At 54.7% G+C, this 23,371-nt stretch carries 27 protein-coding genes; 5 read left to right on the forward strand and 22 right to left on the reverse strand.

Annotated elements, in window-relative coordinates; translation table 11 throughout:
* Positions 1-23 precede the first annotated feature (23 nt).
* The 14 genes from NIG5292_RS03280 to alr form a co-directional block, all read right to left on the reverse strand.
* Positions 24-677, reverse strand: coding sequence for a protein-L-isoaspartate(D-aspartate) O-methyltransferase (locus NIG5292_RS03280; RefSeq protein ID WP_048597965.1), 654 nt, complete (start codon positions 675-677; stop codon positions 24-26).
* The gene (surE, locus tag NIG5292_RS03285; protein WP_048597967.1) at positions 674-1,471 is read right to left on the reverse strand and encodes a 5'/3'-nucleotidase SurE; all 798 of its coding nucleotides are present in this window, start codon (positions 1,469-1,471) and stop codon (positions 674-676) included. Before surE ends, NIG5292_RS03280 begins: the two co-directional genes overlap by 4 nt.
* 53 nt (positions 1,472-1,524) lie before the next feature.
* Entirely contained in the window at positions 1,525-2,172 is a 648-nt protein-coding gene (locus NIG5292_RS03290) for an SDR family NAD(P)-dependent oxidoreductase (protein ID WP_048598188.1), read from the reverse strand.
* A 31-nt stretch (positions 2,173-2,203) separates the two neighbouring features.
* Positions 2,204-2,920, reverse strand: coding sequence for a hypothetical protein (locus NIG5292_RS03295; protein WP_048597969.1), 717 nt, complete (start codon positions 2,918-2,920; stop codon positions 2,204-2,206).
* A 3-nt stretch (positions 2,921-2,923) separates the two neighbouring features.
* The gene (gene purF, locus NIG5292_RS03300) at positions 2,924-4,393 is read right to left on the reverse strand and encodes an amidophosphoribosyltransferase (RefSeq protein ID WP_048598189.1); all 1,470 of its coding nucleotides are present in this window, start codon (positions 4,391-4,393) and stop codon (positions 2,924-2,926) included.
* 184 nt (positions 4,394-4,577) lie between these two features.
* Positions 4,578-4,952, reverse strand: coding sequence for a response regulator (locus NIG5292_RS03305; protein WP_158441643.1), 375 nt, complete (start codon positions 4,950-4,952; stop codon positions 4,578-4,580).
* A gap of 37 nt (positions 4,953-4,989) precedes the next feature.
* The gene (locus tag NIG5292_RS03310) at positions 4,990-6,642 is read right to left on the reverse strand and encodes an ATP-binding protein (RefSeq protein ID WP_048597973.1); all 1,653 of its coding nucleotides are present in this window, start codon (positions 6,640-6,642) and stop codon (positions 4,990-4,992) included.
* 1 nt (position 6,643) lies between these two features.
* On the reverse strand, positions 6,644-7,027 hold the full coding sequence (locus tag NIG5292_RS03315) for a response regulator (RefSeq protein WP_048597975.1): 384 nt from the start codon (positions 7,025-7,027) through the stop codon (positions 6,644-6,646).
* Positions 7,028-7,120: 93 nt separating this feature from the next.
* On the reverse strand, positions 7,121-7,681 hold the full coding sequence (locus tag NIG5292_RS03320; protein WP_048597977.1) for a CvpA family protein: 561 nt from the start codon (positions 7,679-7,681) through the stop codon (positions 7,121-7,123).
* Positions 7,682-7,705: 24 nt separating this feature from the next.
* Positions 7,706-9,070, reverse strand: coding sequence for a DNA repair protein RadA (gene radA / locus NIG5292_RS03325; RefSeq protein WP_048597979.1), 1,365 nt, complete (start codon positions 9,068-9,070; stop codon positions 7,706-7,708).
* A gap of 30 nt (positions 9,071-9,100) precedes the next feature.
* Entirely contained in the window at positions 9,101-9,541 is a 441-nt protein-coding gene (locus NIG5292_RS03330; RefSeq protein WP_048597981.1) for a paraquat-inducible protein A, read from the reverse strand.
* 120 nt (positions 9,542-9,661) lie between these two features.
* Positions 9,662-10,402, reverse strand: coding sequence for an ABC transporter ATP-binding protein (locus tag NIG5292_RS03335; protein ID WP_048597983.1), 741 nt, complete (start codon positions 10,400-10,402; stop codon positions 9,662-9,664).
* Complete coding sequence (locus tag NIG5292_RS03340) at positions 10,399-11,163, reverse strand: MlaE family ABC transporter permease (RefSeq protein ID WP_143081931.1); 765 nt, start codon at positions 11,161-11,163, stop codon at positions 10,399-10,401. Before NIG5292_RS03340 ends, NIG5292_RS03335 begins: the two co-directional genes overlap by 4 nt.
* A 20-nt stretch (positions 11,164-11,183) precedes the next feature.
* Complete coding sequence (gene alr / locus NIG5292_RS03345; protein ID WP_048597985.1) at positions 11,184-12,221, reverse strand: alanine racemase; 1,038 nt, start codon at positions 12,219-12,221, stop codon at positions 11,184-11,186.
* A gap of 119 nt (positions 12,222-12,340) precedes the next feature.
* On the opposite strand from alr, the gene NIG5292_RS03350 reads away from it, so the two are divergent.
* Positions 12,341-12,976, forward strand: a complete 636-nt coding sequence (locus NIG5292_RS03350; RefSeq protein ID WP_048597987.1) for a TetR/AcrR family transcriptional regulator — start codon at positions 12,341-12,343, stop codon at positions 12,974-12,976.
* Between the two features lie 8 nt (positions 12,977-12,984).
* Here NIG5292_RS03350 and NIG5292_RS03355 read toward each other — a convergent pair whose 3' ends face one another.
* From NIG5292_RS03355 to pyrC, 3 genes are all read right to left on the reverse strand, one after another.
* On the reverse strand, positions 12,985-14,481 hold the full coding sequence (locus tag NIG5292_RS03355; protein WP_143081930.1) for a replicative DNA helicase: 1,497 nt from the start codon (positions 14,479-14,481) through the stop codon (positions 12,985-12,987).
* 229 nt (positions 14,482-14,710) lie between these two features.
* Positions 14,711-15,394 (reverse strand): orotate phosphoribosyltransferase, encoded by a 684-nt coding sequence (locus tag NIG5292_RS03360; protein WP_048597990.1) that lies wholly within the window; start codon positions 15,392-15,394, stop codon positions 14,711-14,713.
* Positions 15,395-16,438 carry a dihydroorotase gene (gene pyrC, locus NIG5292_RS03365; RefSeq protein ID WP_048597991.1) on the reverse strand — a complete coding sequence of 348 codons (1,044 nt, stop codon included), beginning with the start codon at positions 16,436-16,438 and terminating at the stop codon, positions 15,395-15,397.
* A gap of 179 nt (positions 16,439-16,617) precedes the next feature.
* Between pyrC and NIG5292_RS03370 the strand changes: the two genes are divergently transcribed.
* The 3 genes from NIG5292_RS03370 (at position 16,618) to NIG5292_RS03380 (ending at position 17,705) form a co-directional block, all read left to right on the forward strand.
* Positions 16,618-16,890 (forward strand): hypothetical protein, encoded by a 273-nt coding sequence (locus NIG5292_RS03370; protein ID WP_048597992.1) that lies wholly within the window; start codon positions 16,618-16,620, stop codon positions 16,888-16,890.
* Positions 16,883-17,296 carry a lysozyme inhibitor LprI family protein gene (locus NIG5292_RS03375; protein ID WP_048597996.1) on the forward strand — a complete coding sequence of 138 codons (414 nt, stop codon included), beginning with the start codon at positions 16,883-16,885 and terminating at the stop codon, positions 17,294-17,296. Before NIG5292_RS03370 ends, NIG5292_RS03375 begins: the two co-directional genes overlap by 8 nt.
* Positions 17,297-17,474: 178 nt before the next feature.
* Positions 17,475-17,705, forward strand: coding sequence for a hypothetical protein (locus NIG5292_RS03380; protein WP_048597998.1), 231 nt, complete (start codon positions 17,475-17,477; stop codon positions 17,703-17,705).
* A gap of 113 nt (positions 17,706-17,818) precedes the next feature.
* Here the strand turns inward: NIG5292_RS03380 and NIG5292_RS03385 are convergent, their stop codons facing one another.
* From NIG5292_RS03385 to infC, 3 genes are all read right to left on the reverse strand, one after another.
* Complete coding sequence (locus NIG5292_RS03385) at positions 17,819-18,775, reverse strand: hypothetical protein (protein ID WP_053084826.1); 957 nt, start codon at positions 18,773-18,775, stop codon at positions 17,819-17,821.
* Positions 18,776-18,901: 126 nt separating this feature from the next.
* Positions 18,902-20,140, reverse strand: a complete 1,239-nt coding sequence (locus tag NIG5292_RS03390; protein ID WP_048598000.1) for an acyl-CoA dehydrogenase — start codon at positions 20,138-20,140, stop codon at positions 18,902-18,904.
* 185 nt (positions 20,141-20,325) lie between these two features.
* Positions 20,326-20,901 (reverse strand): translation initiation factor IF-3, encoded by a 576-nt coding sequence (infC, locus tag NIG5292_RS03395; protein WP_074842022.1) that lies wholly within the window; start codon positions 20,899-20,901, stop codon positions 20,326-20,328.
* 196 nt (positions 20,902-21,097) lie between these two features.
* Here infC and NIG5292_RS03400 point away from each other — a divergent pair, with 196 nt between their 5' ends.
* The gene (locus tag NIG5292_RS03400) at positions 21,098-21,943 is read left to right on the forward strand and encodes a hypothetical protein (protein WP_048598006.1); all 846 of its coding nucleotides are present in this window, start codon (positions 21,098-21,100) and stop codon (positions 21,941-21,943) included.
* A gap of 84 nt (positions 21,944-22,027) precedes the next feature.
* Here NIG5292_RS03400 and NIG5292_RS03405 read toward each other — a convergent pair whose 3' ends face one another.
* Both NIG5292_RS03405 and NIG5292_RS03410 read right to left on the reverse strand, forming a co-directional pair.
* Positions 22,028-22,891, reverse strand: a complete 864-nt coding sequence (locus NIG5292_RS03405) for a ferredoxin--NADP reductase (protein WP_370726274.1) — start codon at positions 22,889-22,891, stop codon at positions 22,028-22,030.
* Positions 22,892-22,953: 62 nt separating this feature from the next.
* A complete protein-coding gene (locus NIG5292_RS03410) occupies positions 22,954-23,364 on the reverse strand; it encodes a DUF934 domain-containing protein (RefSeq protein ID WP_048598008.1) in 411 nt (136 codons plus the stop codon).
* Positions 23,365-23,371: the final 7 nt, after the last annotated feature.

A 23,371-nucleotide genomic window follows, 5' to 3' on the forward strand; every position in this document is an offset into this window, starting at 1 on the left:
CTGTTTTAGTGTGCCGCGCCACTTTAGTCGCGGCTGACCCCTTCAAGTAGAGGTACGAACCGCACGTCGCGCAGTTCGGTATAGTCAAATCCATCTTCGCCGCGAACAACCTTTACGAGGGTCTGAACCGTCTCCGCCTGTCCGCAGGGTACAACCATGATACCCCCGATTTTCAATTGCGCCAAGAGGGGGCCCGGGGGGTCTTCGGCGGCGGCGGTGACAATGATGCGATCAAAGGGCGCTTGGTCAGGCAAACCACGGCTGCCGTCCGCGGTGACGGCCGTAATGTTGCGCAGGTCTAACGCCTCAAAAGTCGCGCGCGCATCATCGACAAGGCGCTTGTGACGATCAACGGTGAACACCCGCCGCGCCAGATGAGATAGAATTGCGCCTTGATAGCCAGAGCCCGTACCAATTTCGAGAACGTGATGGCGCGGACCTAGGTCAAGTGCTTGGGTCATCAGACCAACAACGGAAGGCTGGCTGATGGTTTGGCCACACGCAATCGGTAGGGGCATGTCTTCGTATGCGCGGTCTTTAAAGACACCGTCTTGGACAAATTGTGCGCGGTCCACCGCCTCCATGGCATTGAGCACGCGAGCGTCCGTTAACCCGCGAGAGCGGAGCGCAAAGAGAAACTGCATCTTCTGCTCGGGGGTGTAACTTGGCGCGTTCATGGGCGGTCAAATGCCTGTGATAGGCGGTCAAGCTCATCTGTCGCTGTCAAATCTGCGCGCATCGGGGTGACGCTGATGTAGCCTGCAAGGTTTACCGCCGCGTCGGTACCTGCGGCTGACGGGGCACGCTGATCGCCACCTTTCACCCACATGAACTGTCGACCTGTGGGGGAGTTTTGGGGGGACACGCTGAAGCTTGTGCCTTGCCTGCGACCTTGGCGTACGACTTGGGTGCCTTTGACATCTGCTGCGGCAACGGGCGGGAAGTTCACATTATAAAATGTGCGGTACCCGTGTGCATCTGGTGTCTCAAATCCTGTTTTCAAAAGCTGCTTAACAACCTCCGCGCCAAACGCGGCTGCCCCTTCGAACGGATCGTCCAAGTCTTTCATGGCAGGCCCGTAGTATTGCGACAGCGCAATTGCGGGCAGCCCTTGAAGTGCTGCTTCCATCGCAGCACCAATGGTGCCTGAATAAAGCGTGTTCTCGGCTGAGTTGTTCCCACGGTTCACGCCGGATAAAACCAAATCGGGCGGGCAGTCTGTCATGACGTGGTGCAGTCCTGCTAAAACACAATCTGCGGGCGCGCCTTCGGCCGCAAAGCGCTGTGGCCCCAATTCGGAGATCATTGTGGGGTGGGTATAGTTGATGCAATGGCCCACGCCTGATTGTTCGAACGCGGGCGCTACGGTCCAGACATCACCATCAGGGCCCGCGACGTCGCGCGCAATGGCCTCCATAACCTTGAGGCCGGGGGCAGCGATGCCGTCATCATTTGTAATTAAAATACGCATACCCCGCGTTAGGCGAGCAAAGGGCGTGGGGCAAGCAGAGCGGTGCTGCGGGCCTAAAAAATATCTGCCAAGATGCGTTTTGCTTCATCTGCGGGATCTGTCAGCAGGTTCCTGTCCTCACCGGGGTGAAAACGCGCGCGTGTGCTGGTGGGCATTGGGGCAGGTGTTGTGATGTGAATGTGTGGGCCAATATTGGCACTTTCCGCCTGCCAGCTTTTGGCAAGCGCAATCTGTGCGGCTTTCGTTGCACCATAGGCGCCGTAGAATTTCTGACCGACAGCAGCATCATCGAAAAACACAGCATGCGCGGTTGGACGCAACAGGGGCGCAACCATCGGGATCAACTGTGCTGTGGCATTCACGTTGATATCAACGGATTTTGACCAGTCTTTTGGTCCCATCGCATTTGCCGGTGCCAAGGGGGCTGCGTGAATTGCTGTATGCGCCCAAAAATCAATTTGCCCCCACCGATCGTGGATAGAACGGCACAGTTGCTGCATGGCGGCTTCTGTCTGAATGCTCATCGGAGCCAAAGTTGCCTGACCACCCTGTGCTTGAATTAGATCATCAAGCTCTTCGAGGGCCCCAACGGTTTTGCCAACGGCAATGATGTGATGGGTCGGCGCAAGGGCGAGCGCAAGCGCATGGCCAAGGCCGCGGCTGGCACCGGTGATGAGGGCGATTTTTGTGTCATTCGTCATATGCGTGGTGTGCTGCGTGAGGGCTGGAACGTCAAGATGGCAAATAGGCCGCGCGCCACATGGCATCAAGACGATCAATCTCGTCTACGTCAAATTGTGCTGAGCTTTCCCAATAACGCCCCGAAGCCACAAAATAGCCAATTGATTTTTCTGCACTAAGCACATCCGCCATCGCCACATCAGAAGGTGGGGGCGGCGTGGTTTGCAGGTGTCTGATGTCTGCAAGTTTGGCCCGTGGAAAGACTTGCCGGCTTGGCGCATCTGACAAGTTTACGACGTTGCAGCCTTGGGCGTTTGCATGAAGTGCTAAGCGGGCGGATTTAGCTTCAAGCGAACGAAGGCTTATGTCCTCGCGTAGAGGGTCAGAGGTGCCCTTGCCATAAAAGTGGGTGTTGCCTTGGGCGGCGTACATCATGTCACATCCAAAGAATGCCATCACAGACGGGCGCAGCGCACCCAACGCCCAGTATCCAGCAGTGAAAGCCATTGTCCCACCGGCGTAAACAAAGCCGCCGTATGTATTTTGCACCGCGACATAGTCATCTGCAGTAATGATCTTTTGGAGTGGCGACACCGTTGCGGGACGTTTGTCCGCGGAAAAGTCTTCGGGATGAATAAGATGCGACCAATCAGGGCGGACCCGCCACGCGTTGTTTATCACCACTATGTGGTCGAAAATACCGCGGTCCCAATTGGCGGCTTGTGTCGCATCCGGACCACTTCCAAGGATCAGGATGCGCGGGCCCATGGCCTATTCAGCAGCCTTCATTTCAAAGCCTTTTTCGATCATATCAGTCGGCTTAACGGGATATTCACCGCTGAAACACGCGTCACAATACTGCGGATGCTGCGGATCGCGGCCCTCTGCCTCGCCCACGGCACGGTAAAGACCATCGAGTGAGATGAATTTCAGGCTGTCCACTTCAAGGTGCTGGCGCATCTCGTCCTCAGACATGGTTGCCGCAAGTAGCTTTTCACGCTGAGGCGTATCAACGCCGTAAAAACAAGGCCAAGCTGTGGGGGGCGACGCGATGCGGAAGTGCACTTCTTTTGCGCCAGCATCCAAAATCATCTCTTTGATTTTGCGGCTGGTGGTACCGCGCACAACGCTATCGTCGACCAAGATCACGCGCTTTCCTTTGATCAGCGCGCGGTTGACGTTGAGTTTAAGGCGGACACCCATGTTGCGGATTTGCTCCGTGGGCTCAATGAATGTGCGGCCCATGTATTGGTTGCGGATGATGCCCATTGCATAGGGAATGCCGCTTTCAAGGCTGAAACCAATCGCCGCAGGGGTGCCACTGTCAGGCACAGGGCAAACAAGATCGGCCTCAACCGGGTTCTCTTTTGCTAACTCGCGGCCAATTGCCTCGCGGGTTTCATACACGCTACGCCCGCCAAGAATACTGTCTGGGCGGCTGAAATAGACGTGCTCGAAAATACAGAAACGGGGGCGTTGTGGGCGGAAGGGGTAAGAGCTTTCAACGCCATTATCGGTAATCACGACCATCTCGCCGGGTTTGATCTCACGGACGAACTCTGCACCGATGATATCAAGGCCACAGGTCTCTGATGATAGCGCGTAGCCATCCCCAAGTTTGCCAAGTACCAGCGGGCGAACGCCAAGTGGGTCACGCACGCCGATCAGTTTTGTGCGGGTCATTGCAACAACTGAAAACGCACCTTCCACGCGGCGCAGCGCATCTTCCATCCGTTCGGGGATCGTGCGCTGAAGCGAACGCGCCATCAGGTGCAGGATACATTCACTGTCGGACGAGCTTTGGAAAATGCTGCCGCGTTCGGTCAATTCACGGCGCAGCGCATCGGCGTTGGTGATGTTGCCGTTGTGGGCAATGGCCGCACCGCCCATGGAAAACTCACCAAAGAAAGGCTGCACGTCACGGATTGACGTCTGGCCTTTGGAACCAGCGGTTGAATAACGCACATGCCCGATCGCAACAGGCCCGGGCAGGGTTTCCATCACAGAGTGAGACGTGAAGTTGTCGCGGACATAGCCAAAACGGCGCGCGTTGTTGAAACCGTGTTCGGGGTGATGCGCAACGATGCCACCTGCTTCTTGGCCGCGGTGTTGCAGGGCGTGCAGCCCGAGTGCCACAAAGTTTGCGGCATCTTGTTGGCCGTGTACACCAAAAATGCCGCATTCTTCTTTTAGCTTATCATCATCAAACGGGTCGGCCCGAAAGACTGGCTCTTGGGCCAAAGATGTTGGGGTGCTCTCAGGGCGGGAGGTGTGAGGTGTCTCAGTCACAACGGGTGCATCTCCGAATCCGCGTCAGGTGTGGCCGTTGTAGCCACTCGCTTTGTCGGTGTCACGGAAGTTTCCTAACAAGCTACGCGATTTCAGGTGTAAAATGAACGGTCGGGTAACTATGCCGCGCGCGCGATTACAAGTAGCTGCCCAAAAGGCTGTCGAGTTCCCCCATGTGCACGGGCTTGGGAAGCGCGCCGGTTAGTCCCAAGTCATGGGCGGCGCGGGGGCTGTGGTAGTTTTGATCCGCTGACATCAAATAAATCGGCAGGTTGCGGGGCGGGTCTTCTTGCATATCGCGAATGCGCGCAGACGCCTCGATGCCCGAAAATTTAGGCATATGGATGTCCATCAGAATAAGCGCAAATCTGTGGCTTTCATTGGCCAGAAGATCAAGGCAGATGTCCCCATCCTCAGCCAACTCATAGCTATAGCCCAAGGCATCCATGAACTCTGCCATCATGAATTGCGTCGCGGGATCGTCTTCTACAATCAATACTTTTTTAGTCACGGTATTCGCCGTCGGTTCGTGTATTACGGAAGGTTCATCAAGCAATTTCTGCATCGACTTGTCGCCAATCATATAGTGTCAGTGTAAATATGCTGCCCTTGGGGCTGTTAGGGCGAACGGAAAGGGTGCCCGATAATAGGGCGGCGACTTCCTTGCTGATCGACAGGCCAAGGCCGCTGCCCTCTGCGCGACGTGCGACGCCGTTGTCGATTTGATAGAAACGCTTGAACAGCTCGGCCTCATGACTTTTCGAAATGCCTGGCCCCGTATCACAGATGTCAAAGATCAAACCATCGGAGTCTTTGTCGATGTGAATATGCATGCTGACTTGGCCGCTTTCGGTGAATTTGAAAGCATTGTCCAAAAGGTTCGTCAAAATTTGTGAAACCCGCTCCAGATCAATGCAAATACTCTGCGGAATGGCAGGGTCTACGGTAAGTTCTGTTGATATGTTGTTGCCAGCGCGCGCCTGAAAGCCGCTAAGCTGTGAGCGCAACTCCTCAATGGCTAGGTTTGTGCGTACTTTGGTGGGGGTGATGTTAACGACCTCTGCATCAAGGCGCGACACATCAAGCACTTTGGTGAGTTCTGCAAACAAGCGTTCTGCTGAGCGGTGGCCACTGACCGCCTGACGTTTTTGGCGTTCCGGAATGTCTGCCCGTTCGATCAATTCAAACATTCCCATGATTGCGTTCAAAGGCGTGCGGATTTCGTGGCTCATCACCGCTAGGAAGCGCGATTTGGCATCATCGGCTTTTTTAGCAGCTGCCTCAGCAGATTTTCGGTAGAGGACTTCGTCGCGCAACTGTGCGTTTTTGTACTCCAACTCGTCTTGGTCACGGATGCTGGCTATGCGTGCATTGCGCAAGCCGTTCGCACTTAGCAGCAAAAGCCCGCCCATCAGTGTTAAAATACCTGCAAACATGGCCCCGATTTCGGGCGTATATGTTTGTTGTGCTTGCAAGAAAGCCGCACGAGGTTTCAGCGCGACGTTCAATTCATTGCCAAGGTATTGTGCGCTGGCGGTGGCAATTTTCGTTGCCGGATTTGAGGCAAAGTCTGGTGACGCAAAGATTTGCTCTCCGCTGAGGGTCAAAGACGTGCTGACATCTGCGGGTGCTAGCTCCTTCAACCATGTTCCCACCGAGAACACGGACACAATGCCGCCCATGAATTGACCTGCATTGAACACCGGCTCAAACACCAAAAAGCCGATGCCATCACCGTTCAAAAGGGGCACTGGGTCTGTCATTGTGGTTTGTTTGCTGTCGCGGCCCGCGAACAATGCGCGGCGCCTGTCGGGGCTGACTGCAGAAATATCACGACCGTTGGCAACTGTGTTTGTAATGGGCGCAGTTGATCGCGCGATAAAGTTGTTGTCGAGCCAGCTCATAGCAAGATTGCCGGGCATGTCATCTAGGTGATTTTGGGCATCATCCAAGAAAGCATCGGTGTCTAGTTGCCCCGCAAAGGCAATCCGTGATGCCATACGTTTGGCTGCCTCTTTGCGGTTTGTCAGATCAGCTTTGAGTGTTTTGGCAAAGGCATCTGCGCGGGCTTGGGTTGCGCGGATCGCTTGGTCATTGCGTTCTGCATTCAGGTAGACCCAAGTCACAGCGGCGACAACGATGGTTAATCCCATCACGCCAGCAAATGTTTTGCGTTGATTGTATTTTTGAACGTCCGTCATATTAAGCCCGCTCAGCTTTGGGCGAGTGCGACATCGCAGCGTAATCAATAAGGGCTGCAAGATCAGGAAGTGAAACCGGTTTGCGTAAAAGCCAATCCACCCCAGGCATTTCGGCCATGTGGTTGCCATGTGCAAAAACGCGTTCACCGGTGATCATGATGATCCGGCAGTCGGGTAGGGCTGTGCGAGCGTAATGTGACACACCGATTGAGGTGCCGCGTTCCAGATGCAGGTCGAGCATAAGCAAATCATAGGGTTGCTCGTGCATTGCCGCCATCGCGCTTTCAGCGTTGTCGACCGCCGTTACGGCGTGCCCTTCGTCCTCGAGAAAATCACACCAAACCTGACGCAATTCTTGTGAATCTTCGAGAACCAAAACATCCATTACTGTCACCGACTAAATAAGTTGTCAGATACAGATAACGCGATTTGTATGAACGAAACCTAAACGGTTTACATAAAGTAAATATCTTGTGGGTTAAGTGGCAGCGCCGCATTCCCCGACAAGGTTCTCATATTGTGCTGTAACCCAGCCCAATGCCTGCTCTGGATTGCGCTCTTCGACTTGCCCTGTAAGCTTGCCGAACACGGCCGCCGAGCGGGAGTTGTCGATCATATCGAGGTTTTGACTGGTCAGCACCACGTCGTAGACAAAGAACGCGACAGCCACCAAAACGATGCCGCGCAATACGCCAAACAAAAAGCCGATGCCCTGATCAAGCCCGCCCAAGACAGATCGCTGCACAAGGGATGAAAAAAGTGGGGTGATGATCGACATGATCACAAGGGCAAGCGCAAACACGGCTGCAAAAGCGGCGATGATGGCCAACTCACAGCTTTCACCGATAAATCCGCCAATGACGGGCAGCTCTTTGACCAACGGTTCAGCTTGTGAGGCAAAAACAGACGCCAAGATAGCAGCCCCGATCCAACCTGCGATGGAAAGTGCCTCGCGGACAAAACCACGGGAGTATGCAAGCAACGCGGAAACCACGATCACAAGCGCTACAATTCCATCAATCAGAGTGAATCCGTCCATTTACACTTGTCCTTCTTGCTGGCGTTACCTGTCGCCAAAGATTTCAGTCACGAAACTCGCTAGATCTGGCATTTGCCGCAGCGCCATACCCTGTGTCGCAGGTGGTTTTGCAGTTTGCGCCGTAATGGCACCGCTAAAACCAAGTTTTTGGGCTTCTTTCAACCTATTTTCGGTTTGGGAGGCCGGTCTGAGCGCACCGGACAGGCTGATTTCGCCAAATATGACACTGTCTGCAGGCAGTGTTGCGTCCTCGCGTGCGCTCACCAAAGCGGCGGCCACGGCCAGATCTGCTGCGGGTTCGGTCACGCGCATCCCACCGGCCACATTGAGATACACATCAAGTCCGGTGAACGGCACACCTGCGCGCGCCTCCAGCACGGCCAAAATCATAGCAAGACGGCCCCCATCCCACCCCACAACTGTTCGGCGGGGTTGGGCATGTGGAGAAGGGGCCACGAGCGCTTGGAATTCACACAAAACGGGCCGTGAGCCTTCTATGCCCGCAAAAACAACGGAGCCCGGTGTTGGTTTGCCCCGTTCGGATAGAAAGAGGGCAGAGGGGTTTTTGACTTCCGCAAGACCGCGGCCCGTCATTTCAAAAACACCGATCTCGTCTGCAGGGCCAAAGCGGTTCTTAACGGCGCGCAAAATCCGGAACGGGTGGCCGCGCTCGCCCTCAAAATAAAGGACTGTATCTACCATGTGTTCAACAACGCGCGGCCCAGCAATTTGCCCACCTTTAGTGACGTGACCGACCATGATCACGGCGATGCCGTTGCGCTTGGCAAAACTTGTCAACTCATGGGCCGCTGCCCGCACCTGACTGACCGATCCAGGTGCTGCCTCAACGTGATCGGCCCACATTGTCTGGATTGAATCGATGATGCATAGATCAGGCTTTTCGTCTTCGAGGGTGGTCAGAATATCGCGCAGGTTTGTCTCAGCGGCTAATAAGACAGGGCTGCTGGTAAGTTTAAGACGCTGAGCGCGCATGCGGACTTGTCCCGCTGCTTCTTCGCCCGAGACATAGACAACCTTGAGGCCGTTGCGCGCAAACCTTGCCGCCGCTTGCAGCAAGAGTGTTGACTTACCGATGCCTGGGTCGCCGCCCACAAGCAGGGCAGAGGCCTCGACCAATCCGCCCCCCAAAACGCGGTCAAGTTCTTCGACGCCCGACAAAGTTCGCGCAGGTGGTGTGTCTTGTGCTGCCAGATCGGTCAGGTTCAAGGCTTTGCCACGACGCATGCCAAGGGATTTGGAGGCAGGTCCCGAGGACAAGGCCTTTTCTTCTTCAATCGAGTTCCACTCGCCACAGCTATCACACTGCCCCGACCATTTGGACGTGACGGCGGCGCATGATGTGCAGCGAAAGCTGGCTGATTTGGCCATGTTACGTCCTTTGCGAGCCCTTGCGTTTCGTTAGTGCCGCAAGCTGCGCGCGGTTGCAATGGACAGGCACAATGAGGCGAGGATTGTAGCAGTGAAAAGATATAATCCCCAAGCTGGCTCAACCCGCCCAAAGCCCGCGCCTTTCGCCAAAACAATGTAGAGCGCGATCAAGAAGACATCTGCCATCGCAAATTTGCCCAACACGCCGATCAATGGCAGGGCGGTTGGTGCCATAATGCGCAACTGAACAAGCAACAGACCAAGCGTTTTTGCGATTGGGGCGATGATCGCAAAGATAATAACAACCAAAGCAAGAAGCACATCGGTCTGCCAAAGGCTTGCAATGCCCGACCAAAGTGAAATTTCGTTAAGACCGAACAGCGGCAGCAGACCTGCACGCATGAGGGGCGCAAACCACGATAGGGGGAACAGGATCAGCAAAAGGGCATTTGCGGCAATCAACACCTTCATCACACTCGAAACCTCCGCCGCTGTCGATTTAGTTCATCCCTGAAGAAGTACCTCAAGGGCTATGGTTGACAGTAGCATATCCTTTGGGCGCGTCGTAATTCGCTTGAAAATAAGCCCAGGCTAGCGAATTGCCGCAATGGGACCTTCGCTTAGTCCGTTGATAAACTGATGCACGTAAGGATCGCCCGTCGTGTCCATTTCCGTAACCGTGCCGGTCCATTTGATCGTCCCGTCGTGCAACATTGCAACGCGGTCGGCGATGGCGCGGACTGATGACATATCATGGGTGATGGTCATCGCGGTTGCGCCCATTTCCACGACAATTTCACGGATCAAATCGTTGATCACACCTGCCATAATTGGGTCGAGACCGGTGGTGGGCTCGTCGAAGAAAATAATCTCGGGGTCGGCGGCGATGGCGCGCGCAAGCCCTACGCGCTTTTGCATGCCGCCGGACAGCTCGGCCGGAAACCGGTCTGCGACATCAGGTTTGAGGCCGACGCGTCGCAGCTTTTCAATTGCCAGCGCACGGGCTTCGTCGGTTGAGACGCCCGATTGAACAAGGCGAAAAGCGATATTTTGCCAAACCGGCATGCTGTCAAAAAGCGCGCCGCCCTGAAACAGCATTCCGAAACGCGACAGCAGCGCATCACGGTCGCCGTCTTTGATGTCTTTGTCCGCCACCGTAATGGTGCCGATATCAGGTTTTACCAGCCCAAGAATACATTTCAGCGTTACAGACTTGCCTGTGCCTGAACCACCAATGATCACCATGCTTTCCCCTTTAGGGACATGAAGATCAACTCCGTTTAGTACGGCATTGTTTCCAAAGGCTTTATGAACGTTTTTGAGGCGGATCATGCTGTGAAAAACGCCTCTGTTAGAATGTAGTTAGCAGCTAAGATAAGCACACTAGCCGCCACCACAGCCGCTTTTGTTGCGGCACCTACACCTTGCGCGCCGCGTCCTGAAGTCATGCCAAAATAGCAGCCCATCAATGCGACAATGAACCCAAAAACCGCGCCTTTCACAAGGCCGCTCGCAATGTCCCAAAACTCCAGAAAATCAGCGGTGTTTTGCAAATACGCGGCTGCGTTGAACCCAAGCCTGCTTGTGCCAACAAGATAGCCGCCCATAATCCCGATGATGTCACCGATAAGCACCAATACAGGTACAGTCAGTGTGGCGGCCAGAACCCGTGGAACAGTGAGGTATTTCATCGGGTTGGTCGACAGGGTGACCAGTGCATCAATTTGTTCGGTTACTTTCATTGTACCGATTTCGGCGGCAATCGATGAGGCAACACGCGCCGCAACCATAAGACCACCCAAGACGGGTCCCAACTCGCGGACCATTCCGATGGCGACAATCGACGGTACCACTGCTTCTGCGTTAAACCGCGCGCCGCCGGCATAGATTTGCAGCGCAAGAGCCCCACCTGTAAACAGCGCCGTTAGTCCCACAACAGGCAGGCTGAAGTATCCAATGGTGATGCAGGCTGAGACAAATTCACGCCAGTAAAATGGGGGGCGTGCAATTTGACCGATTGTTTGAGCAGCAAACAGGGCGACCGCGCCAATCGCGCCAATCGCGTTTAGAACAGCGCGGCCTGTGCTGCCCAAAAGTAATGTAGCGGACCGGATCACGCGTAGCGTCTTTCGTAACGATGCCCGAGCGATGTCAGGATTTCATAGCCGATGGTGCCAGCACTGTCTGCCAGATCATCGACGGTTTGGTGCGGACACAAAATATCAAGTGCATCTGGGGTGCCGGACAGATCAGTAATATCCACGGTGATCAAATCCATTGAGACACGGCCAATCACAGGGCACACCGTGTCCCCTGCATATACTTTTGCATCGTTTCCAATAGCGCGGATCAACCCGTCCGCATAACCAGCGGAGACAGTGGCAACGCGGCGTGCTGATTTCGCGATATAGGCGTTGCCGTACCCAACGGCCTCGCCTTCAAGCACATCGCGTACCTGAATAATTGGCAGTGATAGATGCACCGTCGGTGTGGCATCTGCGAAAGGCAGTCCGCCGTAAAGCCCGATACCAGGGCGGACCATGTCGAAGTGAAACTTTGGCCCAAGCAACGTGCCGCCAGTAGCGGCAAGCGAAAGGGGGGCTTGGACACCGGCGGTCATCTCTAAAAAGACGTCGCATTGAAAATCGTTCATCGGGTGATCAGGCTCGTCCGCACAGGCCAGATGGCTCATCACTAAGGCGGGGCCTTGACCAAGGGCAACGTCGCGCACCGCGGCCCATTCGCCGGGTTCCATGCCAAGCCGGTTCATTCCGCTATCAAGCTGAATGCCAAAGGGTGCGGATGGCAGCGCTTCAAAGTGGCGGGTGAGTTGTTCGACACTGTTCAATAAGGGCGTCAGGTGCAGATCATTGATGATGTCTGTGTCGCCGCGCATGTGGCCACCAAAGACCATGATCTCGAGGCCCGGGCCAAGCGCTTGGCGCACTTTTGCGCCTTCTTGCGCCGTTGCTACGAAAAACGTCTTTGCACCTGCATTGGCGAGAGATTTTGCAACGCGGTCCGAGCCAAGCCCGTAGCCATCCGCTTTGATCACGGCTGCCGTTTGCACCCCTGATTGGGACATTGCATCCAGCGCGCGCCAGTTTTGGACGACAGCGTCCAGTGAGATCGTGAGAGTTCCTGTAGCCATAGTGAACGGGTGCCTAAGCTTACGGGTAAGGTCAAGGCCAAATAGAGACGGGCATTTACGGATGCTTAACTGCTTGCGGCTTAGGTTGCTGTCAAAACACACCAGAACGGAGTGGCCTCATGTCGCAAATTACGCAATTTCCAAGCCAAACACCTGCCTCAATCGAGGTTCCCGCCGCAGTACCAAACACGGAGGCGGTGAGTTCCGCAAAGCTGAGAACCAAAAAGACCATCCTTGGCAATGTGATGCAAATGTCAGCCGCAGGCGATGTTCCGCGCACGATGACAGAAGTTGCGAAAGCCTCAGGCCTAGGCCGTGCCACAGTTTACCGCCATTTTCCGGATTTGGGCGCGCTTGCTGCTGATATTGTTCGGCCTAAGCATGATGCGATGGTTGCCACGTTGCGCGCAGCAGAAGGCATTAATGATGTTTTGGTAGCACTGTTGAAGTATCGCCGCATGTTGTCGAGTGAGCGTGCGCTTTTATGTTCTGATGCGGTGCGTGGAACGGGCGCAATTGAGGCATTAAAAGAAGATGTAGCAGATGTTCTGGCTGATTTTGTGGATCAGGGCAGCGATGCAGGGGCGTTTTATGGGCGCGTGTTGGTCGATGCGCTGTGGCCGCGCGGCGAGGACACACCAGCCCTAAGTGCAGGGCTGGATGATGTTGTTGTTATTGCGCGCATTTCGGGCCTGATCACACAGATCGAAGCAGTGATCGCAAATGATCGCGCCCCAACGACTGTGATGAGCTAAGCTGCTGATTAATATTCGCTGCCTTGGTCGCCTTGCCACGGTTTGGCAAGGTTGCCGAAACGTGTGAACTTACCCTCAAACGACAAGTGCACATCGCCAATCGGACCGTGGCGCTGTTTGCCGATAATGACATCTGCTTTGCCGTGAAGCTGTGACATCTCATCTTGCCACGCAGCCATCTTGTCTAGCTCGTGATCTGCGGGTTTTTCACGCTCTTTGTAATATTCAGCACGGTACACAAACATAACGATATCGGCGTCTTGCTCAATTGAGCCGGATTCACGAAGGTCCGACAACTGCGGGCGCTTATCTTCGCGATTTTCCACTTGTCGCGACAACTGTGACAACGCGATGACCGGAATATCAAGTTCCTTAGCAATCGCTTTAAGACCCTGAGTAATTTCCGAGACTTCGTTCACGCGGCTGTCTTTTGCGGTCGCGGGGCGAAGAAGCTGCAGGTAGTCTACGATGATCACGTCCAACCCATGGGTCCGTTTCAAGCGGCGCGCCCGTGCGGCAAGCTGCGAAATGGGTAGGGCAGGTGTGTCATCAATATAAAGCGGGCAGGCCTCAAGCGATTTGGCGGCATCCACAAAACGGCGGAATTCGCCTTCTGTCATGTCGCCCTTCCGGATCTGTTCGGATGGGATTTCGGAAGCTTCGGACAAAATCCGCGACGCTAGCTGTTCGGCGCTCATCTCAAGGCTGAAAAAGCCCACAACACCGCCATCTTCAGCGCCTTCATGTCCTTCGGGCGTGATGCCTTTGCGGTAGGCTTTGGCGATGTTGAACGCGATGTTCGTGGCAAGAGATGTTTTACCCATCGACGGGCGTCCCGCCAAAATGAGTAGGTCAGATCGGTGCAAGCCGCCCAACATCTTGTCCAAGTCGACCAACCCAGTGCTGATCCCCGCCATGCCACCTTCGCGTTGATAGGCGGCGTTTGCGACATTCACCGCGTCAGTGACGGCTTTCAAAAACGATTGAAAACCCTGTTCGGCCTGACCTTGTTCGGCAAGTGCGTAGAGCTTTTGCTCGGCTTCGACGATTTGCTCTTTGGGCTCGCTGTCCACATCGACTTTGCCTGCTTTCGCAGCGATATCGCGGCCTACGCTGATCAACTCACGGCGGATCGCCAGATCATAAATCATTTGCGCGTAGTCCCGCGCGGCAAACCCCGCAACGGACGCACCTGCCAGCTTGGCCAAATACGTTGCACCGCCAAGCTCTTTTAGCCCTTCGTCATCTTCCATGAATGATTTGAGCGTAACAGGAGACGCAAGCGCATTCTTGGTAATCCGTGCCTTTGCCGTTTCATAGATGCGCGTGTGAACGGGGTCGTAAAAATGCTCTGGGTTCAGAATGGCGTCGATGCGGTCAAAGATATCGTTATTGGTAAGGATCGCGCCCAACAGCTGCTGTTCAGCCTCAATCGAGTGCGGCAAAAGTCCTGCGTCCGCGCCAGCGTCACCATTTTGCGCACCAACGGGGACCACTTGGCCCATGTTCGATATCTCGTTCATCATTCCCCCAACTGCTGTCGCAGCGCGTCAAACCCACTTAGATGCTGCTCTTGCAGAGCCTTCACCTTTCACATTTTGCCAAACCCGCATGGAGAGGGCAAATTGTATAATCCTGTGAATAACTTATTCTTAACAAAATATAGCAGCGCAAGCAATCTGCGCCGCTATATCTATGCGTGTGGTGTCGTAAGATAGCGCGAAAAAAGTCGCGCTAGACTTTGTCGGCGTTGGCCTTCTGCCATTCGCGTGGGGCGTTCAAAAACGCCTCAACTTCTGTCAATGTGGCGGAGTCGAATGCGCCTTGGGCTTTTGCCTCGGCCAATACATCCCACCATGTGCATAGGCTGATCAGACCAACCCCATGATCGCCAAGTGTTTTTTCCGTCTCTGGGAAGATTCCGTAGTAGAAAATTACCGCAGTCCATGCACAGCTCGCGCCGGTTTCGCGGATTGCGTCGACAAAAGACAGCTTGCTGCCCCCATCGGTTGTCAGATCTTCAACCAAAAGCACGCGCTGGCCTTCGCTCATGTCGCCTTCGATTCGAGCGTTGCGCCCATAACCTTTGGGTTTTTTGCGCACGTAGGTCATTGGAAGTGCCATGCGCTCGGCTACTAAGGCCGAGAACGGAATGCCCGCGGTTTCGCCACCGGCAATGTTATCAAATGCCTCGAAACCTGCTGTGCGCATGGTTTCGACCACCAAGAAATCCATCAACGTGCTGCGGATGCGCGGGTGGCTGATAAGCTTGCGACAATCAATATATGTGGGGGACGGAAGCCCTGATGCCAGCTTGAACGGCTCGGCTGCGTTAAAGTGGACGGCCTTAATTTCCAGCAACATACGCGCTGTGAGACGGGCGATTTCGGTGCTGTCGGGGAAGGAAGAAGGGATCATCTATGCCTCAATATGCCAGTGAAGGGGGAAGCCCGGATCAAAGAGAGTGACGGGACCCTCGCCGGTGTTCAGTTTTTCAGGATAGCCAACGGGCGTATCGCGCTTGGTCAGCGTAATCGTCGTGTTATTTGCCGGCAGGCCGTAATGCAAAGGACCGTTGAGCGAGGCGAAAGCCTCAAGTTTATCCAGCGCGCCCGCGACTTCAAAAACATGTGCGAGGCACGACATCGTGTTGGTCGCAGAGAAAACGCCAGCGCATCCGCAGGCCTGCTCTTTGTTCGGATCCGTATGGGGCGCGGAGTCCGTGCCCAAGAAGAACCTCGCATCACCGCTGGTGGCGGCCTCTACCAATGCCACGCGGTGACTTTCGCGCTTTGCGACAGGCAAGCAGTAGTAGTGGGGTTTGATCCCGCCAACCAAGATGTGATTGCGGTTGATGATCAGGTGATGGGTTGTGATGGAACCCGCAAGATTTGCATCCGCGCTGCGCACATATTCAACGGCTGTTGAGGTTGTGATGTGCTCCATTGTGACACGCAATTGCGGTACGTCGCGGCGCAATGGCTCCAGAATGCGGTCGATGAAAACTGCTTCACGGTCGAAAATATCAATGTCCGCATCAGTGACCTCACCGTGACAGCACAGGGGCACACCAGCTTCGGCCATGGCTTCAAGAACAGGACGCACTTTGTCCATATCACGCACACCGGATGCAGAGTTTGTGGTGGCGCCTGCGGGATAGAGCTTCACGCCGGTGATAAGCCCTGCTTTGTGGGCGGCTACAACATCGGCAGGATCGGTTTGTTCGGTCAAATAGAGCATCATCAGCGGATCGAACTGCATGCCTGCCGGCAAGGCATTCATGATGCGCGCACGGTATGCGTTTGCGTCGTCTGCCGTTACCACTGGCGGAACCAAGTTCGGCATAATGATTGCACGCCCGAAATGACGGGCTGTTTCGGGCAAGACGGCTTCAAGCATTGCGCCGTCGCGCAGGTGCAGGTGCCAATCATCGGGGCGGCGGATGGTCAATGAAGTGCTCATGCAGGCGCGATACATCAAAACCCCACCAAAGGGCCAGAAGAATTGAATAGGTCGATGCAGCAAAGCAGCTGTACGCAATCGGTGATAATACGCTTATTGCGGGCGGCATGATCTGGACCTGTGGGCTCGTGTCGGTCATTTTGGTGCTGAGTTAATGAGTTACGCGTGAGGTTGAGAATATGATGTTAACATTTTTTCTTGGAATTGGCTGCGGACTTGCTGTGCCGCGTGTAGAGCAGCCGCTTCGGACAGCGATTGAAAAAATTAGCCTGATCAAACTTAACCTTGAGCCGGCGGAAATGGATGTGATCTCTGTACTGGTCTTGATGATTGGGGCATCGCTGATTTGCGGACTGCTCGATATCTCGTCGTCTGCATTCCTGCTGGCGCTCGGCACTCTGATCGGCCTTTACGGGCAACGCATCATTGCAGGATTTCGGTCGGGTGAATAATGCCGCGTGCGCAGGTGCTCTGGCATTTATTGTTGGTGGCCTTTGTCTGACTCCACATAATGCCCAAGCGGATCAGGCTTATGGTGCCGATGTAAATTGTGACGATCCGCAAAACCAATTGGAAATGACGTATTGCGAGGGGGAGGCCTTTGCACGTGAGGATGCGCGCCTCAACTTGGCGTATCGAGGTGCGATGGAGCGCGCACAAAACCTTGAGAGTGATGAGACAGCGCGCCTGTTGCGTCAGGCACAGCGCGCGTGGATCAAATACCGCGATCTGGCCTGCGCGTCCGAGGCGGCAACGGCCCAAGGCGGTAGTATCTCCGGACAGCTTTATCTTGGCTGCAAGACGTATTTGACCCGCCAGCGTGCCGATGATTTAGCTGTTTTTTTCGATGTGATGTAGGTTTAGCTCATTTGGTAACTGAAACCTTTGTCTCTAAAGTGAAGTGAAATCAAAGAGGTAAGTATCAGCCCTGCGTTAGATGCATGGCGGGATTGCGGATTTACCGGCTACTCTGCGCTGCAGCATTTGTCTACATCTAACTCAACAGACAAACGCAGCTCACCGTAGGAATATCGAAATGGCTTTTTACACTGACACCGTCGCATCCGCTCCTCGCACTGGCTTTTTTGCCGCAATTGGTTCCTTTTTTACATCCATCGCAGTTGCACGTGAGGCGTCTTTGAATGTGCAAGGTCGTGTGGCCAAAATGGATGAGTTGCGTGCGAAAACTGACGAAGAACTCGCCGCACTCGGCATGACACGTGACACTATCGCGCTGCATGTTTTCCGCGATCTATACTACATCTGATTACCAACTCGTTCCCTGACTATGAGTTTTGATGGCCCTGCATTCTGTGCGGGGCCTTTCTCTTTTCAGCGGTCTCTGTGAGGAACGTTGAACTTAGAGTGCGTGACCTGCTGTTAGCGCGGCGGTCGCAAGGGATCGGGAAGGGCAATGCCCTTGTCCATCAACGCGCTTAGTCTGCGGCGGGCGATCGGCATGCGGTAGTGTTGGCCGATGGCGCGGCAGAGTTTTGCAAGGCGCATGGGTTTTTCTTGCGCTTCAACTGCCAGCACTGCGCGGCGCAAGAAAGGCACATGCTTGCGGCGTAGGCGCATCAGTTTATGCAAAGATTGTCTGTTTAGTTTGCCGGTGCCCGCTTGTGCCAGCATGCGGTAGAGAACCTGCATCTCAATCAAATCAGCCTCTAGGTCACCGCTCATATGGCGCAAAGGCACCATGGTCGTGTGCGCTTTGTGAAAAAGTGACGCCTGCGCAAATTCATCCCTGACCGACGGGTCATAAAGAACAAATACATCTTCGGCGGCATCAATCATATCGGGCGCATAGCCGTAGCGGTCCTCAAAACTTAGCCGCCTGTGGGGGGCAAAGCGCTTGTCCCATCCAGTGATGCGTGGATTAAGCGTGGCCTGCGGCTGCAGGCAGATGACAGTGGCGCCGGGGGAGGCGACGCTAAAGGCAGCGGCCGCATAACCGCACATGTCAGCGCCGTAAAAGATCACGCGGTCGTAGGCGTCAAAAAAGCCGTCATCACTTAATTTGTCAAAAAACTCGTAAACGGCGGCGTCGCGAAACCATGTATCAGCCGATGTAAGCAAGCACAGATGCGACCAACCCGCCTCACGGACCAACTCAAAGCCAACGGGCTCGCCGGACTCGTAGGTGTTGCGGATGTGCTCGACGGCTTCAAAAGTGACAAGCAACGTCGGACCATCATCGACGAATAGCGACGCGTGCTGCTGGCCCAGTTCTTCATACATCCCATATTGCCGGCCCAGCTTTCGCATCGCTTGGGTCCAGTCCTTCAGGGACAAATCGCTTAGCGGGGGGCGAAAAAGGTTCGCGTCGTCCTGCATGGTGTGCTCCGGCCAGTCTTGCCCTTCGGCGAAAGGCGGTGTTGGGCCACAGCTACCGGTCGAATAGGGCGAAAATGCGGAGCCACCGTGCGCTTTTTAAGAGGGTTTAGCTTGCGTTAACCGTGCCTAGAAGAACGCCTGAAGCCCCGTTTGGGCACGCCCCAAAATAAGCGCATGGATGTCGTGCGTACCTTCATAGGTGTTCACAGTTTCCAAATTAACCATGTGGCGCATGACAGGGAACGCGTCCGAAATGCCGTTACCCCCGTGCATGTCGCGGGCGTGGCGTGCCACATCCAGCGCTTTGCCGCAGTTGTTTCGCTTCATCATGCTAATCAATTCGGGGCTTGCGCTGCCGCCATCCATCATGCGTCCCAATTGCAATGAACCCTGCAGTCCAAGCGCGATTTCTGTTTGCATGTCAGCCAGCTTTTTCTGGAAAAGTTGCGTCTGAGCCAGTGGTTTACCGAACTGATGGCGGTCCAAACCATATTGCCGGGCTGCGTGCCAGCATGCCTCGGCAGCGCCCATCACACCCCAAGAAATTCCGTAGCGCGCGCGGTTCAAACAGCCAAATGGTCCTTTGAGACCTTCAACATTCGGCAGCAACGCATCTTCGCCCACATCTACATCGCTCATCACGATTTCACCTGTGATAGAGGCCCGAAGCGACAGCTTACCTTTAATCACAGGCGCGCTGAGCCCCTTGGTTCCCTTGTCCAACACAAAGCCACGAATTTTGCCGCCGTGGGCTTCTGATTTTGCCCAAACAACAAAAACGTCAGCGGCGGGGGCATTCGAAATCCACATCTTTGCACCATTAAGGCGGTAGCCTGTCGGGGTTTTTACGGCCGTGGTTTTCATTCCGGCGGGATCACTTCCTGCGTCCGGTTCGGTCAGGCCAAAACACCCGATGCTTGTGCCTGCCGCAAGGCCGGGCAGGTATTTTTGCCGCTGTTCTTCGGTTCCGTAGGCGAAAATCGGATACATCACCAAGGATGACTGCACTGACATCATGGAGCGATAGCCACTGTCGACCCGTTCAACAGCGCGTGCGATCAGTCCGTAGCTGACGTAGCCAGCACCAAGCCCGCCGTAGCTTTCAGGGATGGTCGCACCAAGAAGGCCCGCGCTGCCCATTTTCTCAAAGAGTGAACGATCAAAGCTTTCGTCGCGGTAACTGTCCGTTACGAGCGGGGCGAGGGCGTTCTGGCTGAATGTTTCTGCCGCTTCTGCCAGCATACGCTCTTCTTCGGTCAGCTGCGCATTCAACAAAAACGGCTCTGCCCAGTCAAAACGGCTAAGTTCGGGGCCGTGACCAGCGGGGTGTGACTGGATTGGATCGACGGGGTGTTGCGCGTTCATTGGGGCCTCCACAGATCAGACATGCTCTTTTGCGGTAGCCTAGTGTGGCAGCCAGCGGACAGCAAGCGCAACGAATAGACCAAGAATGGGGCAAATGCGGGACAAAGAAAAAGCCCCCACGCGGTTGGCGTTGGGGGCTTTTTGATCGGTGTTGTGGTCTGTTGAACCGCAAATAAGATCGTCGCTTATTTCGGCATAGGTCCGATAAGCATAACCATCTGACGGCCTTCCATTTTTGGGAAGTTTTCTACTTTGCCGTGCTCTTTTGTGTCTTCTGCAACGCGCTCAAGCAATTCACGTCCAAGGTTTTGGTGCGCCATTTCGCGGCCACGGAAACGCAGTGTTATTTTTACTTTGTCGCCGTTTTCCAAAAACTTGAAAACATTACGCATTTTGACGCTGTAATCATTGGTGTCAGTGTTCGGGCGGAACTTGACCTCTTTGATCTCAATCGTCTTTTGTTTCTTACGCGCTTCGGATTCACGTTTTTGCAGCTCGTATTTATACTTGCCGAAATCCATAATCTTGCAGACAGGTGGGTTCGCGTTTGGCGAAATCTCAACCAGATCGAGACCAGCTTCTTCGGCCAATGCCATGGCTTTCGCGGGTGAAACAACGCCGCCGTTTTCACCATCAGCGCCAATCAGGCGAATTTCGAGTGCTTTGATGCGGTCATTGACGCGGGGGCCGGTGTCGCGCTGTGGAGGCGCATTATGTGGTCTGCGGGCTATGGGTTCATTCCTTAAATGGTTGGTCGTAATTTCTAGTTGCGCAAACTAGGCGTTAAAGTCGCGCGCTTCAAGCGGCAAATGCGTGTTTGCAAAGGGTGTTTGGCGTATTTTTGGCTGTTGTGGCGTTTTGTGGCTTGTGTCCTTTTCAAGCTGGCGTGAGCGTGTGATATGTTGAGTACTGCTCTGCGGAGTTAACGAGTGTTTTGTGAATGGGGACGTGACGCAAATGAATAAATTAGTATTGGGTGCTGGCGCTGTGGTGATTGCGGTGGCGGGCTATGTTTGGGTGTCTGGCTCAAACGTGGAAGAGGTTGCGGATAGTGCGACTGGCGCTGCTGAGACTGCTGTTGAAACCACAACCGAAACCGTAAGCGAGGGCGCAACAGCTGCCACTGAAACGGTAACTTCTGCAACAGACAGTGCGACCACTGCGGTTGAAAGTGTTGTTGAAGAAGCCAAAACGGCTGTGGATGATGCTGTGGATACGGCAAAAGCCAAAGCAGAAGAGGCCGTTGAAGCTGCAAAAGAAGCTGCGGAAAATGCGGTGTCCGATGCGTTGGGGCTTGCGAGTGACGGTACAGATGCGGCGGCTGATCTGACCGAAGCGGCGACTGACGCTGTTTCTGGTGCAGTGACAGAGGTGACAGAAGGTGCTGCCACTCTTTTGGAAGGCGCGACCGAGGCCGCGTCTGACGCGGGTAACGCCGTGGCGGATGTGGCGACACAATCCGCGGATCCAGTTTCTGACACGGCAACGGATGTTGTAGAGGGCACCGCGGACGCGGTGTCGCAAACTGTGGAAGAGACCAGTGAAGCGGTAGAGACAGCAACTGAAGCGGCTCCTGAAACGGCCGCCGAGGCACGCCCGAGTGCTGAAGCTGATCCTGTGAGACTGGGTGATCTGCTAACGGCTGAAGGGCTGAATACGGACGCGGCGCTGCAACTTGTTGAAGGCTCTGAGATTTCTGGATTTGCGAAAACAGCGCTTAAAACTTTGATTGAGCAGGCGGAGAATAATCCTGAAATGGCCAACCAAGTTATCGATGCCATCAAAGCGCAGATCGGTGGATAGGCTGTTTTGATTGGTAAAATAGAAAAGGCCGCAGAACTCTGCGGCCTTTTTTAACAATGACTTACTGATAGTTTTTAATGTTGATCAGCCAACAAACGCTTTTTCGACCACGTAGTGTTTCGGATCAGAGTTAGCACCTTCCTCAAGCCCGTGGCTTTCAAGAATTTCTTTGATATCCACATTAAGCCCCATAGACCCACATACCATGGCGCGGTCCGTTTCGGCCGACAGACCGTCTTCAATGCCGAGGTCTTTGAAAACCGTCCCGTCCTTCAAAAGGTCGGTGATGCGGCCCATCTTTGGGCTCTGCTCACGGGTTGTGGTTGGGTAGTAAACCAGCTTGGCAAGGTTCTCTTCACCAATCAACTCGACCAGTAGCTCGTCTGTTTTGATGCTCTCAATCAGATCTGCACCGTAAGTAAGCTCGGCTACATCGCGGCAGGTGTGCGTGACGATGACTTGGTCATACAGCTCATACGTCTCCGGATCGCGCAGCAAAGATGCGAAAGGCGCAAAGCCTGTCCCTGTTGAAAAAAACCAAAGACGCTTACCTGGCAGCAGGGCGTCGTGAACGAGCGTACCTACAGGTTTGGGGCGCAAAATAATTTCATCGCCTACCTGAACGTGCTGAAGTTTCGATGTCAGCGGTCCGTCCTGAACTTTGATCGAGTAGAACTCCAACTCCTCGTCCCAGCTTGGGGAGGCGATGGAGTAAGCACGCAAGAGCGGGCGCTGTTTGCCGGTTTTTGGGTCCGGATCGCCCATCAAGCCGATCATGACAAACTCGCCAGAGCGGAACCGAAGCGACGCAGGGCGTGTGACACGGAACGAAAACAGCCGGTCGGTGTAATGCTTAACGGCTGTCACGACTTGCGCGTCGGGAAGGGTTGGTGTGGCCTTTGCGGCGGGGGCGTCGGTCATGGGTGTTTGATCATTCATAAGTGTCATTGCGCGGGTCATGCCCACGCGTCCTGTCATAGTCGTTGATTTGGATCAGTTAAAGGCGCTGTTTAGCCGCGTAGGCGGGCTTGATAGTCGTGCTTGGTCCAATTTGCTCGAAAAAGCCACTCTGCTTCGGGTTGGCGGGCGGCGAGGGCGTCATCAATTTCGACCTCGTCAAAACCAACGCGGCGGGCCATGGCGTATTGATCCGAGATCACATGACCCTTGGCGCGCAAACGACCCTTGTAGCCCATCCGGCGCAACTCGGCTGCAATGGAAAAGCCGCGACCGTCCGCAAAACTGGGAAAGTCCACGCGGATCAGGCTTAGCCCATCAAGACGCGCGCGCAGGTCTTCTGGCTCAGCGTCTGAGGGCAGGTCGACGCCCGCGCAATCATTTGCAGGCAGGCTATCGAGCGTGCAAAATCCACCGTTCCAGTCGTCCGCGGCAAAACCGCTGTCGGTTACAATTACTGTCATAATATCA

The sequence above is a fragment of the Nereida ignava genome, from assembly GCF_001049735.1.
GTDB classification, from domain to species: Bacteria; Pseudomonadota; Alphaproteobacteria; order Rhodobacterales; family Rhodobacteraceae; genus Nereida; species Nereida ignava.

Excerpts from the sequence above, each read along its gene's own strand:
- NIG5292_RS03310 (WP_048597973.1), bottom strand. The coding sequence starts at position 6,642 with ATGACGGACGTTCAAAAATACAATCAACGCAAAACATTTGCTGGCGTG.
- NIG5292_RS03370 (WP_048597992.1), top strand. The coding sequence starts at position 16,618 with ATGATGTTAACATTTTTTCTTGGAATTGGCTGCGGACTTGCTGTGCCG.
- alr (WP_048597985.1), bottom strand. The coding sequence starts at position 12,221 with ATGGCTACAGGAACTCTCACGATCTCACTGGACGCTGTCGTCCAAAAC.
- NIG5292_RS03350 (WP_048597987.1), top strand. The coding sequence starts at position 12,341 with ATGTCGCAAATTACGCAATTTCCAAGCCAAACACCTGCCTCAATCGAG.
- NIG5292_RS03360 (WP_048597990.1), bottom strand. The coding sequence starts at position 15,394 with ATGATCCCTTCTTCCTTCCCCGACAGCACCGAAATCGCCCGTCTCACA.
- NIG5292_RS03330 (WP_048597981.1), bottom strand. The coding sequence starts at position 9,541 with ATGAAGGTGTTGATTGCCGCAAATGCCCTTTTGCTGATCCTGTTCCCC.
- pyrC (WP_048597991.1), bottom strand. The coding sequence starts at position 16,438 with ATGAGCACTTCATTGACCATCCGCCGCCCCGATGATTGGCACCTGCAC.
- NIG5292_RS03315 (WP_048597975.1), bottom strand. The coding sequence starts at position 7,027 with ATGGATGTTTTGGTTCTCGAAGATTCACAAGAATTGCGTCAGGTTTGG.
- radA (WP_048597979.1), bottom strand. The coding sequence starts at position 9,070 with ATGGCCAAATCAGCCAGCTTTCGCTGCACATCATGCGCCGCCGTCACG.
- NIG5292_RS03380 (WP_048597998.1), top strand. The coding sequence starts at position 17,475 with ATGGCTTTTTACACTGACACCGTCGCATCCGCTCCTCGCACTGGCTTT.
- NIG5292_RS03320 (WP_048597977.1), bottom strand. The coding sequence starts at position 7,681 with ATGGACGGATTCACTCTGATTGATGGAATTGTAGCGCTTGTGATCGTG.
- NIG5292_RS03400 (WP_048598006.1), top strand. The coding sequence starts at position 21,098 with ATGAATAAATTAGTATTGGGTGCTGGCGCTGTGGTGATTGCGGTGGCG.
- NIG5292_RS03355 (WP_143081930.1), bottom strand. The coding sequence starts at position 14,481 with ATGGGCCAAGTGGTCCCCGTTGGTGCGCAAAATGGTGACGCTGGCGCG.
- NIG5292_RS03405 (WP_370726274.1), bottom strand. The coding sequence starts at position 22,891 with ATGACACTTATGAATGATCAAACACCCATGACCGACGCCCCCGCCGCA.
- NIG5292_RS03390 (WP_048598000.1), bottom strand. The coding sequence starts at position 20,140 with ATGAACGCGCAACACCCCGTCGATCCAATCCAGTCACACCCCGCTGGT.
- NIG5292_RS03385 (WP_053084826.1), bottom strand. The coding sequence starts at position 18,775 with ATGCAGGACGACGCGAACCTTTTTCGCCCCCCGCTAAGCGATTTGTCC.
- surE (WP_048597967.1), bottom strand. The coding sequence starts at position 1,471 with ATGCGTATTTTAATTACAAATGATGACGGCATCGCTGCCCCCGGCCTC.
- NIG5292_RS03335 (WP_048597983.1), bottom strand. The coding sequence starts at position 10,402 with ATGATCCGCCTCAAAAACGTTCATAAAGCCTTTGGAAACAATGCCGTA.
- NIG5292_RS03295 (WP_048597969.1), bottom strand. The coding sequence starts at position 2,920 with ATGGGCCCGCGCATCCTGATCCTTGGAAGTGGTCCGGATGCGACACAA.
- NIG5292_RS03280 (WP_048597965.1), bottom strand. The coding sequence starts at position 677 with ATGAACGCGCCAAGTTACACCCCCGAGCAGAAGATGCAGTTTCTCTTT.
- NIG5292_RS03410 (WP_048598008.1), bottom strand. The coding sequence starts at position 23,364 with ATGACAGTAATTGTAACCGACAGCGGTTTTGCCGCGGACGACTGGAAC.
- NIG5292_RS03290 (WP_048598188.1), bottom strand. The coding sequence starts at position 2,172 with ATGACGAATGACACAAAAATCGCCCTCATCACCGGTGCCAGCCGCGGC.